Annotated in this window: 15 protein-coding genes; 7 read left to right on the top strand and 8 right to left on the bottom strand. The window is 59.6% G+C overall.

The window, feature by feature from the left end; genetic code table 11:
- Positions 1 to 16: 16 nt before the first annotated feature.
- The 5 genes from CQ017_RS12370 to CQ017_RS12390 all read right to left on the bottom strand — a co-directional run bounded on the left by CQ017_RS12370 (position 17) and on the right by CQ017_RS12390 (position 5,790).
- Positions 17 to 1,285 (bottom strand): ABC transporter substrate-binding protein, encoded by a 1,269-nt coding sequence (locus CQ017_RS12370; RefSeq protein WP_105553971.1) that lies wholly within the window; start codon positions 1,283 to 1,285, stop codon positions 17 to 19.
- A gap of 50 nt (positions 1,286 to 1,335) precedes the next feature.
- Positions 1,336 to 2,094, bottom strand: coding sequence for an SDR family oxidoreductase (locus CQ017_RS12375; RefSeq protein ID WP_105553972.1), 759 nt, complete (start codon positions 2,092 to 2,094; stop codon positions 1,336 to 1,338).
- A gap of 27 nt (positions 2,095 to 2,121) precedes the next feature.
- Entirely contained in the window at positions 2,122 to 3,573 is a 1,452-nt protein-coding gene (locus tag CQ017_RS12380) for an aldehyde dehydrogenase (RefSeq protein WP_105553973.1), read from the bottom strand.
- Positions 3,574 to 3,601: 28 nt separating this feature from the next.
- Positions 3,602 to 4,798: an iron-containing alcohol dehydrogenase gene (locus tag CQ017_RS12385; RefSeq protein ID WP_181148327.1), complete on the bottom strand. Its 1,197-nt coding sequence runs from the start codon at positions 4,796 to 4,798 to the stop codon at positions 3,602 to 3,604.
- 320 nt (positions 4,799 to 5,118) lie between these two features.
- Positions 5,119 to 5,790, bottom strand: coding sequence for a GntR family transcriptional regulator (locus CQ017_RS12390; RefSeq protein WP_219843940.1), 672 nt, complete (start codon positions 5,788 to 5,790; stop codon positions 5,119 to 5,121).
- Between the two features lie 889 nt (positions 5,791 to 6,679).
- On the opposite strand from CQ017_RS12390, the gene CQ017_RS12395 reads away from it, so the two are divergent.
- The 4 genes from CQ017_RS12395 (at position 6,680) to CQ017_RS12410 (ending at position 10,898) form a co-directional block, all read left to right on the top strand.
- Positions 6,680 to 7,738 (top strand): LacI family DNA-binding transcriptional regulator, encoded by a 1,059-nt coding sequence (locus tag CQ017_RS12395; RefSeq protein ID WP_105553975.1) that lies wholly within the window; start codon positions 6,680 to 6,682, stop codon positions 7,736 to 7,738.
- 78 nt (positions 7,739 to 7,816) lie between these two features.
- A complete protein-coding gene (locus CQ017_RS12400) occupies positions 7,817 to 9,139 on the top strand; it encodes an MFS transporter (RefSeq protein WP_105553976.1) in 1,323 nt (440 codons plus the stop codon).
- 33 nt (positions 9,140 to 9,172) lie between these two features.
- Positions 9,173 to 9,949: an SDR family oxidoreductase gene (locus tag CQ017_RS12405; RefSeq protein WP_105553977.1), complete on the top strand. Its 777-nt coding sequence runs from the start codon at positions 9,173 to 9,175 to the stop codon at positions 9,947 to 9,949.
- Between the two features lie 16 nt (positions 9,950 to 9,965).
- Positions 9,966 to 10,898: a 3-keto-5-aminohexanoate cleavage protein gene (locus CQ017_RS12410; protein ID WP_105553978.1), complete on the top strand. Its 933-nt coding sequence runs from the start codon at positions 9,966 to 9,968 to the stop codon at positions 10,896 to 10,898.
- A 546-nt stretch (positions 10,899 to 11,444) separates the two neighbouring features.
- Here the strand turns inward: CQ017_RS12410 and CQ017_RS12415 are convergent.
- Entirely contained in the window at positions 11,445 to 12,221 is a 777-nt protein-coding gene (locus CQ017_RS12415; RefSeq protein WP_105553979.1) for an SDR family NAD(P)-dependent oxidoreductase, read from the bottom strand.
- An 83-nt stretch (positions 12,222 to 12,304) separates the two neighbouring features.
- Here CQ017_RS12415 and CQ017_RS12420 point away from each other — a divergent pair, with 83 nt between their 5' ends.
- Positions 12,305 to 12,892, top strand: coding sequence for a TetR family transcriptional regulator (locus CQ017_RS12420; RefSeq protein WP_105553980.1), 588 nt, complete (start codon positions 12,305 to 12,307; stop codon positions 12,890 to 12,892).
- Positions 12,893 to 12,906: 14 nt separating this feature from the next.
- Here the strand turns inward: CQ017_RS12420 and CQ017_RS12425 are convergent, their stop codons facing one another.
- Entirely contained in the window at positions 12,907 to 13,593 is a 687-nt protein-coding gene (locus CQ017_RS12425; RefSeq protein ID WP_096255239.1) for a TetR family transcriptional regulator, read from the bottom strand.
- A 105-nt stretch (positions 13,594 to 13,698) separates the two neighbouring features.
- Here CQ017_RS12425 and CQ017_RS12430 point away from each other — a divergent pair, with 105 nt between their 5' ends.
- Together CQ017_RS12430 and CQ017_RS12435 are read left to right on the top strand one after the other, a co-directional pair.
- Positions 13,699 to 14,730, top strand: coding sequence for an aldo/keto reductase (locus tag CQ017_RS12430; RefSeq protein ID WP_096255237.1), 1,032 nt, complete (start codon positions 13,699 to 13,701; stop codon positions 14,728 to 14,730).
- A 151-nt stretch (positions 14,731 to 14,881) separates the two neighbouring features.
- Complete coding sequence (locus CQ017_RS12435; RefSeq protein ID WP_096255235.1) at positions 14,882 to 15,676, top strand: carbon-nitrogen hydrolase family protein; 795 nt, start codon at positions 14,882 to 14,884, stop codon at positions 15,674 to 15,676.
- 59 nt (positions 15,677 to 15,735) lie between these two features.
- Here CQ017_RS12435 and CQ017_RS12440 read toward each other — a convergent pair whose 3' ends face one another.
- A complete protein-coding gene (locus tag CQ017_RS12440) occupies positions 15,736 to 17,097 on the bottom strand; it encodes an APC family permease (protein WP_096255233.1) in 1,362 nt (453 codons plus the stop codon).
- Positions 17,098 to 17,422: the final 325 nt, after the last annotated feature.

The following is a 17,422-nucleotide window of genomic DNA, read 5'->3' on the forward strand; positions in this document are numbered from 1 at the left end:
CAGAGGCTCCTATCGGTCACAAACCGAATGGTGTGATGAGTTTCGGCGCGCGGACGGCGGCCTCGGGCGGGTAGACGGTCTCCAGCTTGGAGCCGGACCATTGCATGACGTACATGCTTCCCTGTTGGTTCTGGTTCTGCGCGTCGAGCTCGTAGCCCCACCCGGCGGCCGAAGTCCCGGCCTCTCGGTGGTACTTTCGCGCCGCGGCGGCGAACACCTCCGGATCGTCGTTTCCCCCGGTGGTCTCCAGGATGTCGAAGAGCATCTGGGCGCCGGTGAAATTGCTCAGCGAATGTCCGGAGGCCGGTTCCGCGTTCCAGCGTTTGTGGTATTCGGAGATGAAGTCCTCGATGCCCGGCGTGAAGTCGCGGTTGACGTGGATCTGTGTGAAGTCGACGTCGAACACCCCGTCCGCCGCATCGCCGAGCGCTTTCTGGAAGCTGGCCAGGCTGTGGCCGCCACCGGTGCCCACGAAGACGCCGAGCTTGACATTGTTGTCGCGGATTTGGCGGCCGAGCAGGACCGCGTCCGCGGCATAGGACACGGCCAGGACGATGTCGGGCTCCTGCGACTTCATGCGCAGCACGGTGGATGACAGATCGGTGGACTTGGCGCTGTAGGGTTCCGCTTCGAAATGCTGCAGGCCGATTTTGTCAGCCGCTGCCTTGGCCAGCGAAACGATGGACTGCCCGTAGGAGGAGTCCTCGTGGAGCATCATCACGCGTAAATCCTTCACTGGCTTGCCCAGCGCTCCGGCCAGGTAGTTCTGGATGAAGTCCATATGCAGTCCGGTCATGTCCGCGGCCGTGGGGTTCAGTCGGAAGACCTTGTCATAGCCTCGGGTGGTCACTGCCTCGGAGACCGCGCCGAGCTCCACGTAGGCGTTTCCGGTGCGGGCAAAGACTTCGGTCGCCGCCAGAGCCAGCGACGAGCTGTAGGTGCCGAAGCCGAGCTTGATGTTCTTGTTGAACACCAGGCGCCGGGCCTCCGAGGCCGCGGTGTTCACATCCGGAACGTCGGCGAACACCATTTCGATCTGCTTGCCAGCGACACCTCCACCTGCGTTGCGCAGGTCGGTGGCGATCTGCACTCCGCGCCATGATTCCTCGCCGAGCAGAGCGTTAGTGCCCGATACAGGGTACATGGCCCCCAGTCGCAGGGTGGTTGCGTCCGTGCCGCGGGAGGCGCAACTGGCCAGTGCGGGAGCCGCAGCCAAGGCAAGCAGACCCGCTCCGGAGTACCGGAGAAATGACCTCCGGTTAAATCCACGCTCGGTGGGTGACATCTTTGTCTCCGATGTTCGGTGTGAGTGATGGGTGGTCGAATGGCTGGCGCCTAGGAGGCGGTCCAGCCGCCGTCGACCATCAGCAGCTGGCCGGTGAGGTAGCTGGCAGCATCCGAAGCGAGGAATACCGCGGTGCCGGCCAATTCCTCCGGATTGCCGAAGCGGCCCATGGGAATTCGGTCCAGCATCTTCTGGTAGCGCGCCTCGTCGGCGAAGACCTTCTCGGTCAGCGCGGTGCGGAAGTACCCGGGCCCGATCCCATTGACCCGGATGCCGCGCGAGGACCATTCGGTGCTGAGGTTGCGTACCAGCCCATAGACTCCGGACTTGCTAGCCGTATAGGCGGCCACATCCGGAACCGAGATCAGGCTGGTGAGCGATCCGACGAAGATGTGGCTGCCGCCCCGCTCCCCCGCGAGTTGGCGTCGGCCGATTTCCTGGCTGAGCGCGAAGGGAGCGGTGAGGTTGACTCGCAACACGTGATCCCAAGCCTCGGCGTCGAATTCCTCGGCCGGCTGGCGGTGCTGGACCCCGGCCGCGTGGACCACGATATCTATGGCCCCGCCAGCTGCTTTTTCCATGGCGTCAACCATCTGCCCGGCCGCGCCGCTGGCTACATCGAGGGAGAGCGGATGAACATTGGCGCCCAGTTCCGCAGCAGCTGATTCGACGTCCGCGGCGGTCCGGGAGACCACCACCACGGTGGCGCCCGCGGAGGCCAGACCGGCCGCAATGGCCTTGCCCAACCCGCGACCGCCGCCGGTGACGACGGCGCGTCGGCCGGTCAAGGAAAAGAGTTCGTTGTTCATGGTGCGTTTCCTCTCGAAGTTTCTGCCCTAGTGCGTGCGGATTGCCGCGGCCTTGATGCGGGTGTAGAACGCCAGCGCGTCCCGACCCTGCTCCTTGTACCCGGAGCCGGAATCCTTGAATCCGCCGAAGGAGTGGTGGATGTCCCAGCCGGTGGTGGGCTGATTGATCGAGATCTGGCCGGTGTCAGCCTCTTCAAGGAAGCGGAAGGCGTTGGCCAGATCGCGGGTGAAGATTGCGCTGGACAGCCCGTACGCGGAGTCGTTGACCGCGGCGATTGCCTCGTCCAGCGAATCCACCTCGACCATGCCCAGCACCGGCCCGAAGACCTCTTCCTTCCAGATGTCATGCTCGGTGGTGATGCCCAGGAAGGTAGGCTCCACGAAGGCGCCCGCGGTGGCGGCCTCGCCTTCGAGCTCGCGGCGGGCAATCACCTCGGCACCCTGCGTGATGGCTCTCTCGACGTGGCCGCGGATCGTGCTCTGCGCGCCCTCGTCCACTACCGGTCCGAGGTCAACCTGCTCACCAGAGCCGGCCGCGACGCGCAGCTTCGCCACGGCATCGGCAATGCGGGTGCGCACATCGAGGGCAATCCCCTTCTGGACGATCAGTCGGCTGGTGGCCGTGCAACGCTGTCCAGCCTGCGCGAAGGCCCCCGCGACAATGGTCGGAATGGCCAGGTCAAGGTCGGCGTCGTCTAGGACGACCGCCGCGTTCTTTCCGCCCATTTCTGTCTGCACGCGGATGCCGCCGCCGGCCAGTTTCGCCTGGATGCCCTTGCCCACCGCGGTGGAACCGGTGAAGGACACCGCGCGAAGTCCGGCGTAGTCGAAGAGTGCGTCGCCCAGCTCGGAACCGCGGCCGGTAACCGTGCCCAGCACGCCGGCGGGCAGACCAGCCTCGTGCAGGATTTCGGCCAGGCGCAGGGTGATCAGCGGGGTTACCGTGGCGGGCTTGATGACCACCGCGTTGCCGGAGATCAGCGCCGGACCCAGTTTGCGGGCCGGGGTCAGGAAGGGGTCATTCCACGGGGTGATGAGCAGGACTACGCCGAGCGGCTCGACGATGCGCGCGGCAAAGGTTCCGGGGCGGGCGTCGGCGAGGAAGTCGCCGTAGCTGTCGCGGCCCATGCCACCGTAGTATTCGAAGAATTCGGCGGTCTTGCCGACCTCTCCGGTAGCCTCGGCCTTTGTCTTACCCATTTCGGTGACGATCAGCGAGGCCAGCTCATCGCTGCGTTCACGGATCAACGCCGCGGCGTTGAGCAGGACACGTCCGCGCTGAAGCTGGTTGGTCTTCTTCCAGGTCTTCGCCCCGGCTTCGGCGGCGGCGAAGACCCGGGCGACCTCATCGCTGCTCATGGCCGGCACCGAGCCGACTTTTTCCCCGGCGGTTGCGGGGTTGTAGACATCAATCTGGGCTCCGGAATCGGAGGCCACGAATTCCCCGTTGACGAGGTTCTTCAGTAGTCCGTAAGTCATGGTTAAAGTCTTTCCTTCTGAGGATGTGTCAGCGGGCGGTGGCGGCGAAGGCGAGATCCAAATCGCCGGACTCCATGGAGCGGAAAAGATCCGCAAGGAGCTGCTCGTCGAAGGGCTCCGGGTTAGTGGGACGTGGATAGTCGGTCGCGCACAATCTCGCCATTTCCGGGACGGAGTCGGGGTTGATGCGCGCTTCGGCAAGCGTCCGCGGAAGTCCCATGCGACCAGAGAGCTCCGAAACCTCCGTAGCGGCGACTCGCAGGTCCTCGCTTTGCCCGCCGGTCAGCGCCGAGGCGATGAGCTTGGCCAATCCAGGTTCCAGGTTCTGGTTGTAGGCAATGCAGTAAGGCAGGGCGATCGCACAGGACACCCCGTGAGGCATGGGCTGCTCGTGCGCGAGGCAGTAGGCCAGCGAGTGGCCGAGCACTACGCCCGCGTTCAGTGACTGGCCCGCGATATGCGAGGCCCACAGGACATTGGCCAACGCATCCTTGTCCCCGTTGTATGCCTTTTCCAGGTTGCCGACCAGCAGCTCGATGGCGCGCAGGGAGTGGTGGGAGGAGAGCACGGAGGCGCTGGTCGACATGAGCGCTTCGATGGCGTGGGCCAGAGCGTCCATCCCGGTAGCCGCGATCACGGATTTAGGCAGCGAAGACACCAATTCGGGGTCTATCACCGCGACGCGCGGGACATACAGGGCGCAACTGGAAGCACGCTTGCTACCCTCCACCGTGACCATAGCGATGCGAGTGGCTTCCGAGCCGGTGCCGCAGGTGGTGGGAACAAGTACCAGTGGTGCCACCCCATTTTCGGGGGCCACCACTCCGGTCCAGTCCCCCGAACCGCCTTCGTTGCGCAACAGCAGGGCGACGATCTTGGACGAATCCAAAACCGAACCGCCACCGATGCCAACGACCGCGGAAATACCAGCCGCCCGAGCTTCGGCGGCCACTGCATCAACGATCTCTGCCGAAGGTTCGGCACCGAATCCTCCGCGGGTGTGGACTTCGTAGCCCGCCTCGCGCAGTGCGTCCTCGACGGGAGTGATGAGCCCGGCGGCTGCCACGGCGTCATCCACGGCCAGCAAAATGGATCCAGTCTTGATTGCGAGCTGGGTGGAAAGAATCTCCGAGAGATTGCGCACCGCTCCGGCTCCGCCGATCACGGCTGCCGGGGAGAGGAACACCGAATCAGCAGAAGCCGAAGGCCACCATGGGTTTGACATCGTCGTCTTGCCTTTCATAAGTACGTATTTTTGGGGCTCTCCGACGCCGGAGCGTTCGGTAACCCGGAGATCCAAGATTCAAGATTGGATCCAATAGGTTCCAGATAAACACAGGCATGTGACTCAGGTCAAGTAAATTGTATCCAATCGTGAGAAAACACTTCATCAAACTACCAGCGTCTACAGCATCGGACATTACGATGCAAGAATAGATTTCCCAAAAAATACAGTAAACACGGGGAAAATAACAACGCCGCTACCTGCGTTGGTAGCGGCGTGAGGGTAATTAATATTTACACTAAACTCAGATTTGGATCCAATTACACGAATGTGTCATCTGTAGGGTCAACCAAGGTATTCCTGGTCCGTCGAATATGCAGGTGAACCATGGCGGCGGCAGATTCCGGATCCCGGCGTCGGATTCCATCGAGAATCAGCGCGTGGTCCAGATTCGTTGCGACGACATCCTCCACCGACTGACGGTGTACAAGCAGGCGACGATAGTGCTGCGTAGTGTTCCACTGCCGCAGAACTAAATCGAGAAGCGGTTGGTGGCGCACACCTGCGTACGTGAGCAAATGAAATTCCCGATCCAAGCGAAGGAATCCCTCTACGTCGCGATGCGGTCCTGCAGTCGCGTCAATTTCCTCGACCAACTCGCCGAGCCGGTCGATTTGAGCATCTGAGAGGTTGGGGATGCTCTCGCGGACAGCTAGTGGTTCGACAACCTCGCGCATCTTGTACGTTTGATCAAATTCGAAGGCATCCAGCTTAGCCACCCAGGTGCCGCTATGCGGGACGATCGAGACTAACCCCTCGGCCTCAAGTTGGCGCAAGGCCTCGCGAACCGGCATTCGGCTCGCATTGAACCGATCGGCCAACATTTCCTGCCCTAAACGCTGCCCCGGCTTGAATTCGCCTTCGAGGATCAGTCTCCGCAATTCGTCGGCGACTCGCTGCCCACTGATGGCTGATGGTAATTCCCCTAGCACCTTGGGTCCTCCTTGTCTGTCGAAAGTACACTCCGTCGCCTCTGGGCTTCCTGCTGCGCAGTCTAGCCTTTAGGGTGGTGTGTCGATTCGAGAATTTTTCCGCCGAGTGGCGGCCAACCCCCCTGCCTCTCGCGGGGATAGATTTAAAACAATCATCGCACGAACATGGATCCAATCCCTAGCTTGCCACCGATAGAGAGTGGCCAGGAGTCGCTGTTTTTCGTTTTCCGGATCCAATTCCTCGCTCACGTGAATCCGCAGACGATTCTGCTGGCTCGATGACCAATATGCGAGTGTCCCGCGGTCCAGGCATTGTTCATACCCGGGTCGCGGATTCCTCGCCCCTTTTTCTGGAAGATGAGCCACGTGTCCAGTATGCAGATCACCTCATAAATTCGCGCACATTCCATGAATCTGCACCATCCGGTACGGGCGTGTACGTGTGGCAGTAGGCCTGCGATGCCTTCACTCTCACGGCAGATTGACTGTGCCGAGATTCGAAGTTCGCGGAAAATTAGTCTGTCTACGAGTTCCTACGGACAAAGAAACCGAGACCGTGCACCGACGACATCCAGAATATCTACTTTAGATTTCACCGCCCATTGCGACGGCTGTGCGCATTGCTGCGGTTTCACTCAGCCTGCGCCTCAGGCACTCGAGGTCAGAATCAAGGCATGGGCTTTAGTAAGAAACTTTATGCGCTCTTTCTTTCGTAGTTTATGAATCAGCTGATGACCGGGCGAAGGATCGTTCCGGTTCCAATCAAAAGGGGGAATTCGCCCTGGCTCCGGTCGCTTAACGTTGCTTAACGTAAATCTCAGGTCTGTAATGGTCATCACACGCCAAGGAATAACACGCTTTAGAAGCGACACCGCAAAAGGAGGCAAAGATGCCGAGCACGACCGAAACCCCACCAGTCCGTCCGGCCCGCGTATCAGCCGCCGCGGTAGCCCGTGCATCGGGCGTTTCCACGGCCACTGTCAGCTACATCATGAATGGGCGCCCCGGAGCCTCTTTGGAGACTCGGCGGCACGTCGTAAAGATTGCCAATGAAATGGGATTCCGCCCGTCAAGGAACATCGCGGGTCGAGATCCGCTGCTGACTCGGGTCGTGGGATTAATTCTTCCGAACATCGTCAATCAGATGTACACGGGTTGGGCGCAGCACATTATTAATGCCACGGCCGCTGAGGGTTTCGAGGTCTTCGTAGCTACCACCCAGGACGAGCCCGAATCGCTCGCCCAGGTCGCCGGAACTCTAGCTGCTAGGAACGTGGATGGCGTCATCTCCGCCGCCGCGCTACGCGAAGACTCCAGGGCGTTGCGAACGCTGCGCCAAAAGCGCATCCCCTATGTATGCCTCTCCCGTCGCTCGGACCACCTTCCCGGCGACTTCGTAGGCATCGACGACGATGCCGCCGCCACCGATCTCATGAACCACATCTTGGGCCACGGCTACACGGACATAGCCACAGTCATCGGGCCACGTTTTTCAACCGCGTCGCTGGCCCGTGAACATGCCTTCGTGCGCACGGCCGCAGCCGTCGGCGTGCTCATCACCGGGGAGCGAAAGATCAGTACCAGGCTGAATTCAGACGGCGGCCGTGTAGCCGCCGAAAAACTCCTCGGCTCACCGAATCCTCCACGAGCAATTGTCTGCGGCTCCGATGAGATCGCCATTGGCGTTATGGAACATGCGCTATCTCTCGGACTGCGCATCCCAGATGACGTGGCGGTGGTCGGAAGCGACGGGTTGCCGCACAGCCGTTCCGGATTAATCGGGCTGACCACAATCGTCCAACCCGTCAAAGAAATGGCTGAGCGCTCCTTCGAACTCCTCCTTGACCAGATCACCCGTCCGCGAAGCACCTACAAACATTCGGTATGCGGTCACCGACTGCATACCGGTCGCACCTGCGGCTGCCAAGCCGACCTTGGCGCCCAATAAACCATTCTCTCTAAAATCTTGATCCCCTGACGCTCGCCCCGCCTTCTTCCACCATGCCCGATCCAGAAAGTCATTGACATGTCTAAACAAGCAAAGACGACCACAAAACGGTCCCCCGAAGTCGTCAACAAGATCATTTTCCGGCGCATCATGCCGCTGCTGATTGCCGCGTACGTCATGGCATTCATCGACCGGACCAACATCGGCATGGCCAAAGACCGGATGGAAATCGACCTCGGAATCTCCGCCACAGCCTACGGCATCGGCGCCGGGCTGTTCTTTCTGACCTATGCCCTCTCTGAGATCCCCTCGAACTTGATCATGCACAAGGTCGGTGCCCGCTTTTGGATCATGCGCATCATGATCACCTGGGGAATCCTCTCTGCCTGCATGGCTTTCGTACAAGGCGAATGGTCCTTCTACATCCTGCGCATGCTGCTGGGCATCGCCGAGGCTGGGCTGTTCCCCGGCGTCATCTACTTCATCACCCAGTGGTTCGTGGTCAAGGACCGCGCCAAGGCCAACGGCATGTTCCTGCTCGGAGTTTCCATCGCCAACATCGTCGGAGCCCCGCTGGGCGGCGTACTGCTAACCCTTGACGGACTCGGCGGCCTGCACGGCTGGCAGTGGATGTTCATCATCGAGGGCATCCCCGCCTGCATCCTTGCCTTCGTCGTCTGGAAGTGCCTGCCCAATAAGCCCACCGAATCCAAATTCCTCACTCGGGAGGAAGCCGAGGACCTCGAGGCAAGCATCCTGGCAGAGGAGACCGCAGGGGCCAAGGCCTCCGGAAACTCGAAGCTGCGCCACGTGCTAAAGGACAAACAGATCCTGCTGGTCGTGGCCATCTACTTCACGCACCAGATTGCCGTCTACGCTTTGAGTTTCTTCCTGCCCTCGATCATCGGCACCTACGGCGCTTTGAACACTATCCAGATCGGCCTGCTGACCTCCATTCCATGGATTTTCTCCGCCGCCGGCGCCCTGCTGTTGCCGCGACTGGCCACCAACGCATCCCGCTCCCGATTGATCGCCACCTCCACAATGGTCGGTATCGTCGCCGGTTTCACACTCGGGGCCATCGGAGGCCCGATCCTGGGCATGATCGGCTTCTGCCTGGCCGCCTTCAACTTCTTCGCCCTGCAGCCGATCCTCTTCACGTACCCGGCAACGCGCCTCTCCGGTGCAGCGCTGGCAGGCGGCATCGCCTTCGTGAACACCATCGGCCTCTTCGGCGGGTTCCTCGGCCCCTACGTCATGGGCTTCATGGAGGAAGCCACCGGCAGCAAGATCTCAGGCCTCTGGTTCATTGTCGCCATGTGCACCATCGGCGCTCTTTTGACCCGCAAGCTCAAGCGCGGTACCGAAGACCCTGCAAAGTCCTCCGTCGCCGCACACTAGATTTCCCACGAACCAAGAAAGAAAAACACCACCATGGAGAACAAACTGGATTTTACCCAGCGCAGGGTGCTGGTCACGGCGGGAGCCGCCGGTATTGGCTTGGCCATCGCCACCGCATTCAAGGACCTCGGGGCGTCCGTGTTCGTCACGGATATAAATCCGGCGGCCGTCGAGGCGGCCCGCAAGGCAGGATTCGCTGCGGCAGTAAGCGACGTGTCTGATGAATCCCAGGTCATTGAACTCGCCGCCACGGTCAGCAAAGAGCTGGGCGGACTGGACGTGCTGGTCAACAACGCCGGAATCGCCGGGCCCACCGGACCGGTCGAGACTCTCGATGCCGAAGCTTGGAAGGCCACCTTCGACGTCAACGTGCACGGGCAGTTCTATTGCATCAAGCACCTGCTACCACTGCTGCGCAAGGGGTCTGAGGCCTCGATCGTCAATCTCTCTTCGGCCGCGGGACGACTGGGCATGGCCGGGCGAAGCCCCTACTCGGCTTCCAAATGGGCAGTGATCGGGCTGACAAAAACACTGTCCATCGAGCTGGGTGACGAGCGCATTCGCGTCAACGCCATCTGCCCAGGTGCCGTGAACGGACCGCGCATCGAAGCCGTCATCAAGGCCAAGGCAGACATGCTCGATCGCCCGCTTGAGGAAGTCTCCAATCTCTACCACCGCCAGTCCTCGCTGAACCAGCTTGCCGAACCCGGCGACATCGCCGACATGGCAGTGTTCCTGTCCAGTTCCCTTGCCCGCAGCGTCAATGGCCAGGCCATGGCAGTTGACGGCAACACCGAAAAGCTCTACTAAGGAAATCGACACCATCATGGCAACATCACGCAAGGTCATCATTACCTCCGCCGTTACCGGCGCCATCCACACCCCCACCATGTCCCCTTATCTGCCGGTCACAGCCGATGAGATCGCCGATGCCGCAATCGGTGCCGCCGAGGCCGGGGCCTCGATCGTGCACATGCATGCACGGGACCCGAAGGATGGGCGCCCTTCGCAGGAACCCGCCCACTTCGAGCCCATTCTGGCCAGGCTCAAGGCCAACACCGACGCCATCATCAACATCACTACCGGTGGATCACCGCATATGAGCGTGGAAGAGCGGATGCGCCCGGTAATCGAGTTCAAACCGGAGCTCGCCTCGCTGAACATGGGATCGATGAACTTCGGGCTTTACCCCATGCTTGATCGCTTCAAGGAATTTGGCCACGAGTGGGAACGTGAAGGTCTGGAGAACTCCCGGGATCTCGTCTTTAAAAACACCTTCGCCGACATCCAAAAGATCTTGGAGATCGGGAATACGAACGACACCCGCTTCGAGTTCGAGTGCTACGACATATCGCACCTGAACAACCTCGCGCACTTCCAATTACGCGGCTTGGCCCGCGGACCGCTCTTCGTCCAGTCTGTCTTCGGGCTGCTCGGCGGCATCGGGGCGCACCCCGAGGATCTCATGCACATGCGTCGGACCGCCGACCGGCTCTTCGGCGATTCCTACGAGTGGTCGATCCTGGGTGCCGGTAAAAATCAGATGCCACTGGCCACCATAGGTGCGGCGATGGGCTCTCACGTCCGCGTTGGCCTAGAAGATTCGCTATGGATCGGGCCCGGCCAACTTGCCGCCTCAAACGCCGAGCAAGTAACCCGTATCCGTACCATCCTCGAGGCACTGAACTTCGAAGTCGCCACCCCCGACGAGGCCCGCGAGATGTTGACGCTAAAGGGCCGTGAAAACGTCGGATTCTAGGATTCACGAACCGGTGATTTTCAGAACCTCCGACAGTGTCTGGTTGAACGTAGCCCGTCACCCGGGTCACGCGACGATCCAAAACAACAGTGGCTGGACAACCTAGGTGCGCGGCGCTCAGTATGGTCACCACCTCGCTCAAAGAGGCCGCGGCGGTCGCCGATGGGCAACGCGGGGAATCCCAAATTCAATGGGGCAAGTTCTTGCCGGTATTGGCGCCCCAAAGCTAAAAACGCGGCAAACTCTGTGATTGGATTTGTCGTGGAAGACCGTACGAACAATGATCCAGCCAGCGGGGCGCTTGGCAGCCATTTCCAGGCGCAGCGCTGGGTGGATCTTTGGATCAATGTCTACCCCACCCACCGGTACCTAAGATTAGGCTGCTATCCAAGGAACTAAGATTTCTCGGGGACCTCCTCCGAGTTGAACAAGCACCGGTTCAGTGGTTCTGCCCACCTGGGTCAAATTCGCAATTCTGGCCAGCAACCTAGCCCGGCGCCTACTAGCTGCGTACTAAAGCGGCACTGGGGCATTAGATCTGCGAAACTAGATGGCGCTCCAACCGGTGTCCGAGGCAAGCACCACACCATTGATGTTGGTGCTGTCGTCGCTGAGCAGGAAGGTGATGGAAGCTGCCAACTGAGCCGCGGTTGCCATGCCGGGAATGATGCTCATCAGCGGCGCAATCACCTGCTGGGCATATGCCGAATCCATCGGCGCCTCGATGTTGGTCTGCACCGCACCAGGGGCGACTGCGTTGAAGCGGATCCCCTTCTTCCCGTACATGACGGCCGAGTTTTTGGTCATGCCGACCACCGCATGCTTCGAGGCGGTGTAGGCAACGCCTGCTGCCGAGCCGCGCAGCCCCGCTTCCGAGGCGACGTTCACAACCGTGCCGCTTTCGGCCTCTAGCATCAGGGGCACTACGGACCGGGTCAGCTTTAGGATCGAATTCAAATTGACGTTGAACACGCGCTCCCAGGTGGAGTCTTCCACCTCATGGATGGGCTCAAACTTGTCCATAATGCCCGCGACGTTGGCCAGGGCATCGACCTTGCCTTCGCCAGCGGCAACGATCCGATCAACGACGTGCTGATCGGTGATGTCACCGGCTACCGCAACGATGCTCAGCTCCGGGTTTTCTGCGACCAATTCGCCGAGGCGCTCACCGCTGATATCTGCCGCGATCACCTTGCCGCCTTCTTGTGCCACGCGCAGGGCGGTCGCCTTGCCGATGCCTGAACCCGCGCCGGTGACAATGACGGTTTTGCCGTCAAAACGTGCCGGGGTGATTTTTTCCTGCCAAACGTTTTCCGTGCTCATGACCGCTCTTTCTGATTACTTAGACAATAGTAACTTCATATTATGACACAGAGTGTCATAACTCAATGGGTCATACTTGAGATATGCCGGACACTCAGGATCTCTCCACCACACGCCTCTCCGGACGCCCGCAGAGCATTAATCCGGAATCGGTGGCCCGCACCGCCCTAGAACTTTTTGCCAAACACGGCTACGGCGCGGTCTCCATGGCGCAAATTGCCGAAGAGGCGGGAATTGGACGCAAAAGCCTCTACCGCTACTTCGCGTCCAAGGCGGATCTGGTGTGGGGAGGACTGCTCGAAGCTGCTGAAATTTCGGAACAGGCATTGGATGTCGCACAAGGCTCTGACATGCGGTTGCTGGACGCCATGCATGAGGCAATCCAAGCCGCCCTGCGATCGCTACCGGATTTGGAAGTCACCCGCGGCCGGCTTCGTCTAATCGCAGAACAACCCGAACTGTTGGCCCAGGCACCCCTGCGGATGGCCCCGCAAAACGGACGAATGCTGCAGCATCTAGTGGACGGCGGACTCGGCGTAGATGAGGCCCACTACCTTTCGGTGGCCTTTGGCAGCGTCACCTTCTCTGCGTGGATCCGCTGGGCGCAATCCAACGAACTCAGCCCCGCTCAGTTCCTCACGAACGCCATGAAAGTTCTTCGCCTGCCGTAGCCCCACTGCGGAAGCTATTTCGCGCCGGCCCACTGATCATCGATCATGGCGGCAAAGTCGAATGCTTCATCTAGGATTTCGCGCAAGCTTTCTTCGGGCGCGCTAACCCAGCGAACTAACGCGTGGTCATAGAGCGCCATGGCCAGCAGCGCAGAGGTTTCCGCCCGACGAACGTTGGCGCAAAATGACGATAATGCCTGCGCCAGGGAAGCCTGCTGCTCACGTCTAAATTCTTGCCAGCTGGCGCGCAACGCGGGACTCCCCCACACCAGCTGAATTCGTCCCCGTAGGGCTTCTGGGTCTTGTTCTGCGGCCACGACCGTCGATTCAAAGCTTCGGCGCAAAAGTTCCAGCAGGCTTTCTCCGGGATGAGAGGCCATGGACGCCAACGCTTCAGAAAAATGCACATTCAGCGAACCTAGGGCGGTGATCACCGCATCTTCCTTCGAGGAGAAATACCTGAAGAAGGTAGCCCGGGAAATGCCCACTGATTGAGCGGCTTGCTGTGCAGTAACGTTCTCCAGTCCTTGCTCGGCGAACAGGGTATAGATCTGTTCTGCCAACTCGACCTTCATCTTCTCGCGCACTCGTTCACGCACCGCAGGGACCATGGCAAAAACTTTACTCTGAGATGATCGACCTCTTTTGAGACTCAGTCTCTTCGCCCATATCAGGGACAATTTATTCTCGGCGTGTCGCATAGAGGCAAGTTAACGAATCTCAACAATCAACCCGTTTTGACGTCATACTTAGGACCTCTTAGTTAGGCTCGATAATAGATAACAATGCAGACATGAGGGATTCGCATGGCACAGGACATCAAGGTAGGCACCATCGAGCTCGGGCAAGGGCTGCAGATAACCGGTCAAGGGTTCGGGAGCATGTCACTTAGCGGACCCTATGGCTCGGCCGAGGATGACGAATCTCTGCGCACCCTAAATCACGTCATCGATAGCGGAGTTACTTTCCTCGACACCGCCAACATTTACGGCGAAGGACATAATGAGTCCCTGCTGTCCCGGGTGCTCAAGACGCGCAGCGATGAAGTTACGCTGGCCACCAAGGCTGGCATTGTTCGCCCAAAAAACCCGGGCGATCCACGAGCCAATGGCGATCCGGCCTTCATCAAGGAATGTCTCGATGCGAGCCTGCAACGACTCGGTGTCGACGAAGTGGACCTGTACTACTACCACAGGGTTGATAGCCGCGTGCCGATCGAGGAGACCGTCGGAGCCTACGCTGAACTGGTTCAAGCCGGCAAGATCAAACACATCGGATTATCCGAGGTAACCTCCAACGAGCTTCGTCGGGCACATCAAATCCACCCGATCACCGCAATTCAGATGGAGTACTCGATCTTCAGCCGGGATATTGAGCGCTGGCTGCTTCCGACGGCATGCGAGCTCGGGGTCGGTTTGGTTCCCTATGCCTCGCTGGGCCGCGGCTACTTCACCGGACAGGTGGACTCGCTGGAGCAGTTGGAGTCCGGCGATATCCGGCATAATTTCCCACGCTTCGAACCAACGAGCATGAAGCGGAATCTGCGGCTGCGAAAGGTCATCGAGGCCGTGGCCGAACGTGAAGGATTCTCCACGGCGCAGGTGGCGCTGAGCTGGGTCTACGAGCAGGCTGACCGCCACAGCGTGGCCGTTTCACCAATTCCGGGCACCCGCTTCCGTGCCCATTTTGATGACAACTTGGAGGCGCTGAACATTCGACTCTCCGAACTATCAATGAACGAGTTGGATGCCTTGGCTGCTCAAGTCGACGGCGAACGTCAACGAGACATCTATTCTGTTTCCAAGGGCCGCGAAGAACAGCAGATGGCGAACTTATAGTGCTGAGCCCCGCGGGTTAAACCCGGAGCATTCATCCGCACTGGCTGTTCAACCGCTCAGCTCTGCCACCCGTTTCCGCTTATCACCGCTACTGCGTAGAGTTTCGAGCGTAGGGTATTTCCAGTATTTGGCGAGGAAGGACTAGCCCACCATGAGAATCGCATTGGCTCAGGTATTGAGCACCGCAGATCCGCAGCGAAACTTGGTGACCATCCGTGATCATGCGCGGCAAGCGAAAGCAGCCGGCGCAACATTGGTGGTCTTTCCCGAAGCCATGCAGGTGTCCTTTGGCCACCCGCTAGCCGATTTTGCCCAGCGTTTAGACGGGCCGTGGGCTACGTTAGTCCGCCAGCAGGCCCGCGACATCGGCATCACCATCGCCGTGGGCATGTTCACCCCGGGCCAAGAAGGCCGGGTGCGGAACACCTTATTGGTCGCAGGCAATGGTGTCGATACGCACTACGACAAGATCCACCTCTACGACGCCTTCGGTTTTTCCGAGTCGGATACCGTGACCGCCGGAAACACTCCGGTGCAGTTTGACCACCAAGGCACCATTGTCGGACTGGCCACCTGCTATGACCTGCGATTCCCCCAATTGTTCGTCCACCATGCCCGGGCGGGAGCCAAGGTTAATATCGTCGCCGCCTCCTGGGGCCAGGGCGAGGGCAAGGCCGAACAGTGGACCACTCTGGCTCAGGCCAGAGCCCTGGATTCCACGACTTTTGTGGTGGCCGTTGACCAGGCCGACCCTGCCAGCATTGGCCGGCAGGTTACGGGCGCCGCACCATTGGGAGTCGGGCATTCCGTGGTGGTGGACCCCTTGGGCCGGATCATTGCCCAGGCGGGCACAGAACCGCAGCTGCTGGTAGTTGACCTTGATCTGGATCAGGTCGCGCACGCTCGAAAGCAACTGCCCGTACTCGCCAACGCTGTGGACTTGTAGGCCGGCGGCCGGGCTTCCTCCTGGCATGAACCAGAAGGATCGGGCCTGCCAGACAAGACTTACTCGGCAAGATCCAGCATCGGCGCTTTTCGCTTGAATCCACCGGTTACATAGGCGAGATATCCCAGCCCCAAAACGATCCAAGCCAGACCGAACGTCAAGGACAATGCGCTGAGGCTGGTCCACAACCAAATAGTCAGCGCCACGCCAATGAGCGGCAGCACCAGATAATTAATGGTGGCTGCCAATCCGCGGTGCCGGTGGGCCAGGAAGAAATATTTGATGACCGAGAGGTTTACGGCCGAAAACGCCACCAGCGCTCCGAAGCTAATCATGGCGGACACCATTTCCAGGCTGGCAAAAAGCGCGGTGAGTGAGACGGCGGAAACGATCAGGATGACAAATGTTGGAGTCTTGAACCGCGGATGAAGATAGCCGAATACTCGGCGCGGCAGCACCCCGTCGCGGCCCATGCTGTAGAGGATCCGTGACACCGATGCCTGCGATACCAAGGCAGAACCCATTGCACCGCAAATGAAACCAGCCGTGAAGAAGATCGACAGGAATTGCCCGCCGACCGCGAAGACAACTTGGATGGAAGCGGAATCAGCGTTCGTAAATTCGTGGCTGGGGTAGACAAGATGCGAGACGTAGGCCAGCACCACGAACAGAAATCCGCAGATCAGGGTGGTGAGCACGATGGCCCTTGGCAAATCCCGCTTGGGATTGCGTGCCTCTTCCGCGAACGTCGTGATTGAATCGAACCCCAAGAACGAGAGACACAAAATTGCCGCTCCCGCGGCAAGCGGAGCAAAGCCACCCGGGTCCCCGGTCCCCCGCAGGGGCGCAAACAGATCTACCGTGGCTTGACCCCGCAGGTACGCGAGGGAGAATCCGATGAAGAGGATGATGAACAGGAACTGGAAGCCGATGATCACGATATTTGTCCGGGCCACCGAGACGATGCCGATAATGTTCAGCACGGTAACCAGCGCCATCCCGGCTAGCATGAAGGCCCACGGAGGTATCGACGGGAAAAACTCGTTGAGGTAGATCCCCAAGAGCAGGTAGTTGATCATGGGTAAAAAGAGGTAGTCAAGCAGCAATGCCCAACCGGCCATGAACCCGATATTTGAACCGAATGACCGCTGTGCATAAACATACGCGGAACCCCCGACGGGAAATGCCCGTGACATCAGCCCGTAGGAACGGGCGGTGAACAGCATAGCTATCAGGGTAATTAGATAGGCCACCGGCAACCGCCCGCCGGTAATTTCCGTGACGATTCCATAGGTACTGAAGATCGTCAGCGGCACCATGTAGACCATGCCGAAGAGCACGAGGTTTGGAAGCCCCAGTACCCGGTTCATCTGCGTGGGTGCCTCCGTCACGCCCTCCGTATATTGCTGAGCCTGTTTCATGACCGTTACCTCTCTGCAGGTGCCCCGCTGCTGCCGCCGCGTGAAGCGACGGACTTTCCAGCACGCGAAGGCGCACCATCGAAAATAATGAAGACCGTTCACTTAATGTAGTGATAGGCCTCACCATTAGCAAGGGGGTCATAGTGGCCAGCAAGGCGTTCAAAGCTCATGAGATCGACCGGGAGAACGAGTTGAGCCCTGCAATTACGGCCAACTTAGGCAGAATGACTTGGAACTTTTTGATCACTCGGAAAACTCGAAGAAGCCCATTCAGTCAACCTCGATGTTCAAAAGAAATTTATAAGATTAATTTGTTTGAAACATG

This window comes from Arthrobacter sp. MYb224, from assembly GCF_002975455.1.
In the GTDB taxonomy this organism is placed as follows: Bacteria; Actinomycetota; Actinomycetes; order Actinomycetales; family Micrococcaceae; genus Glutamicibacter.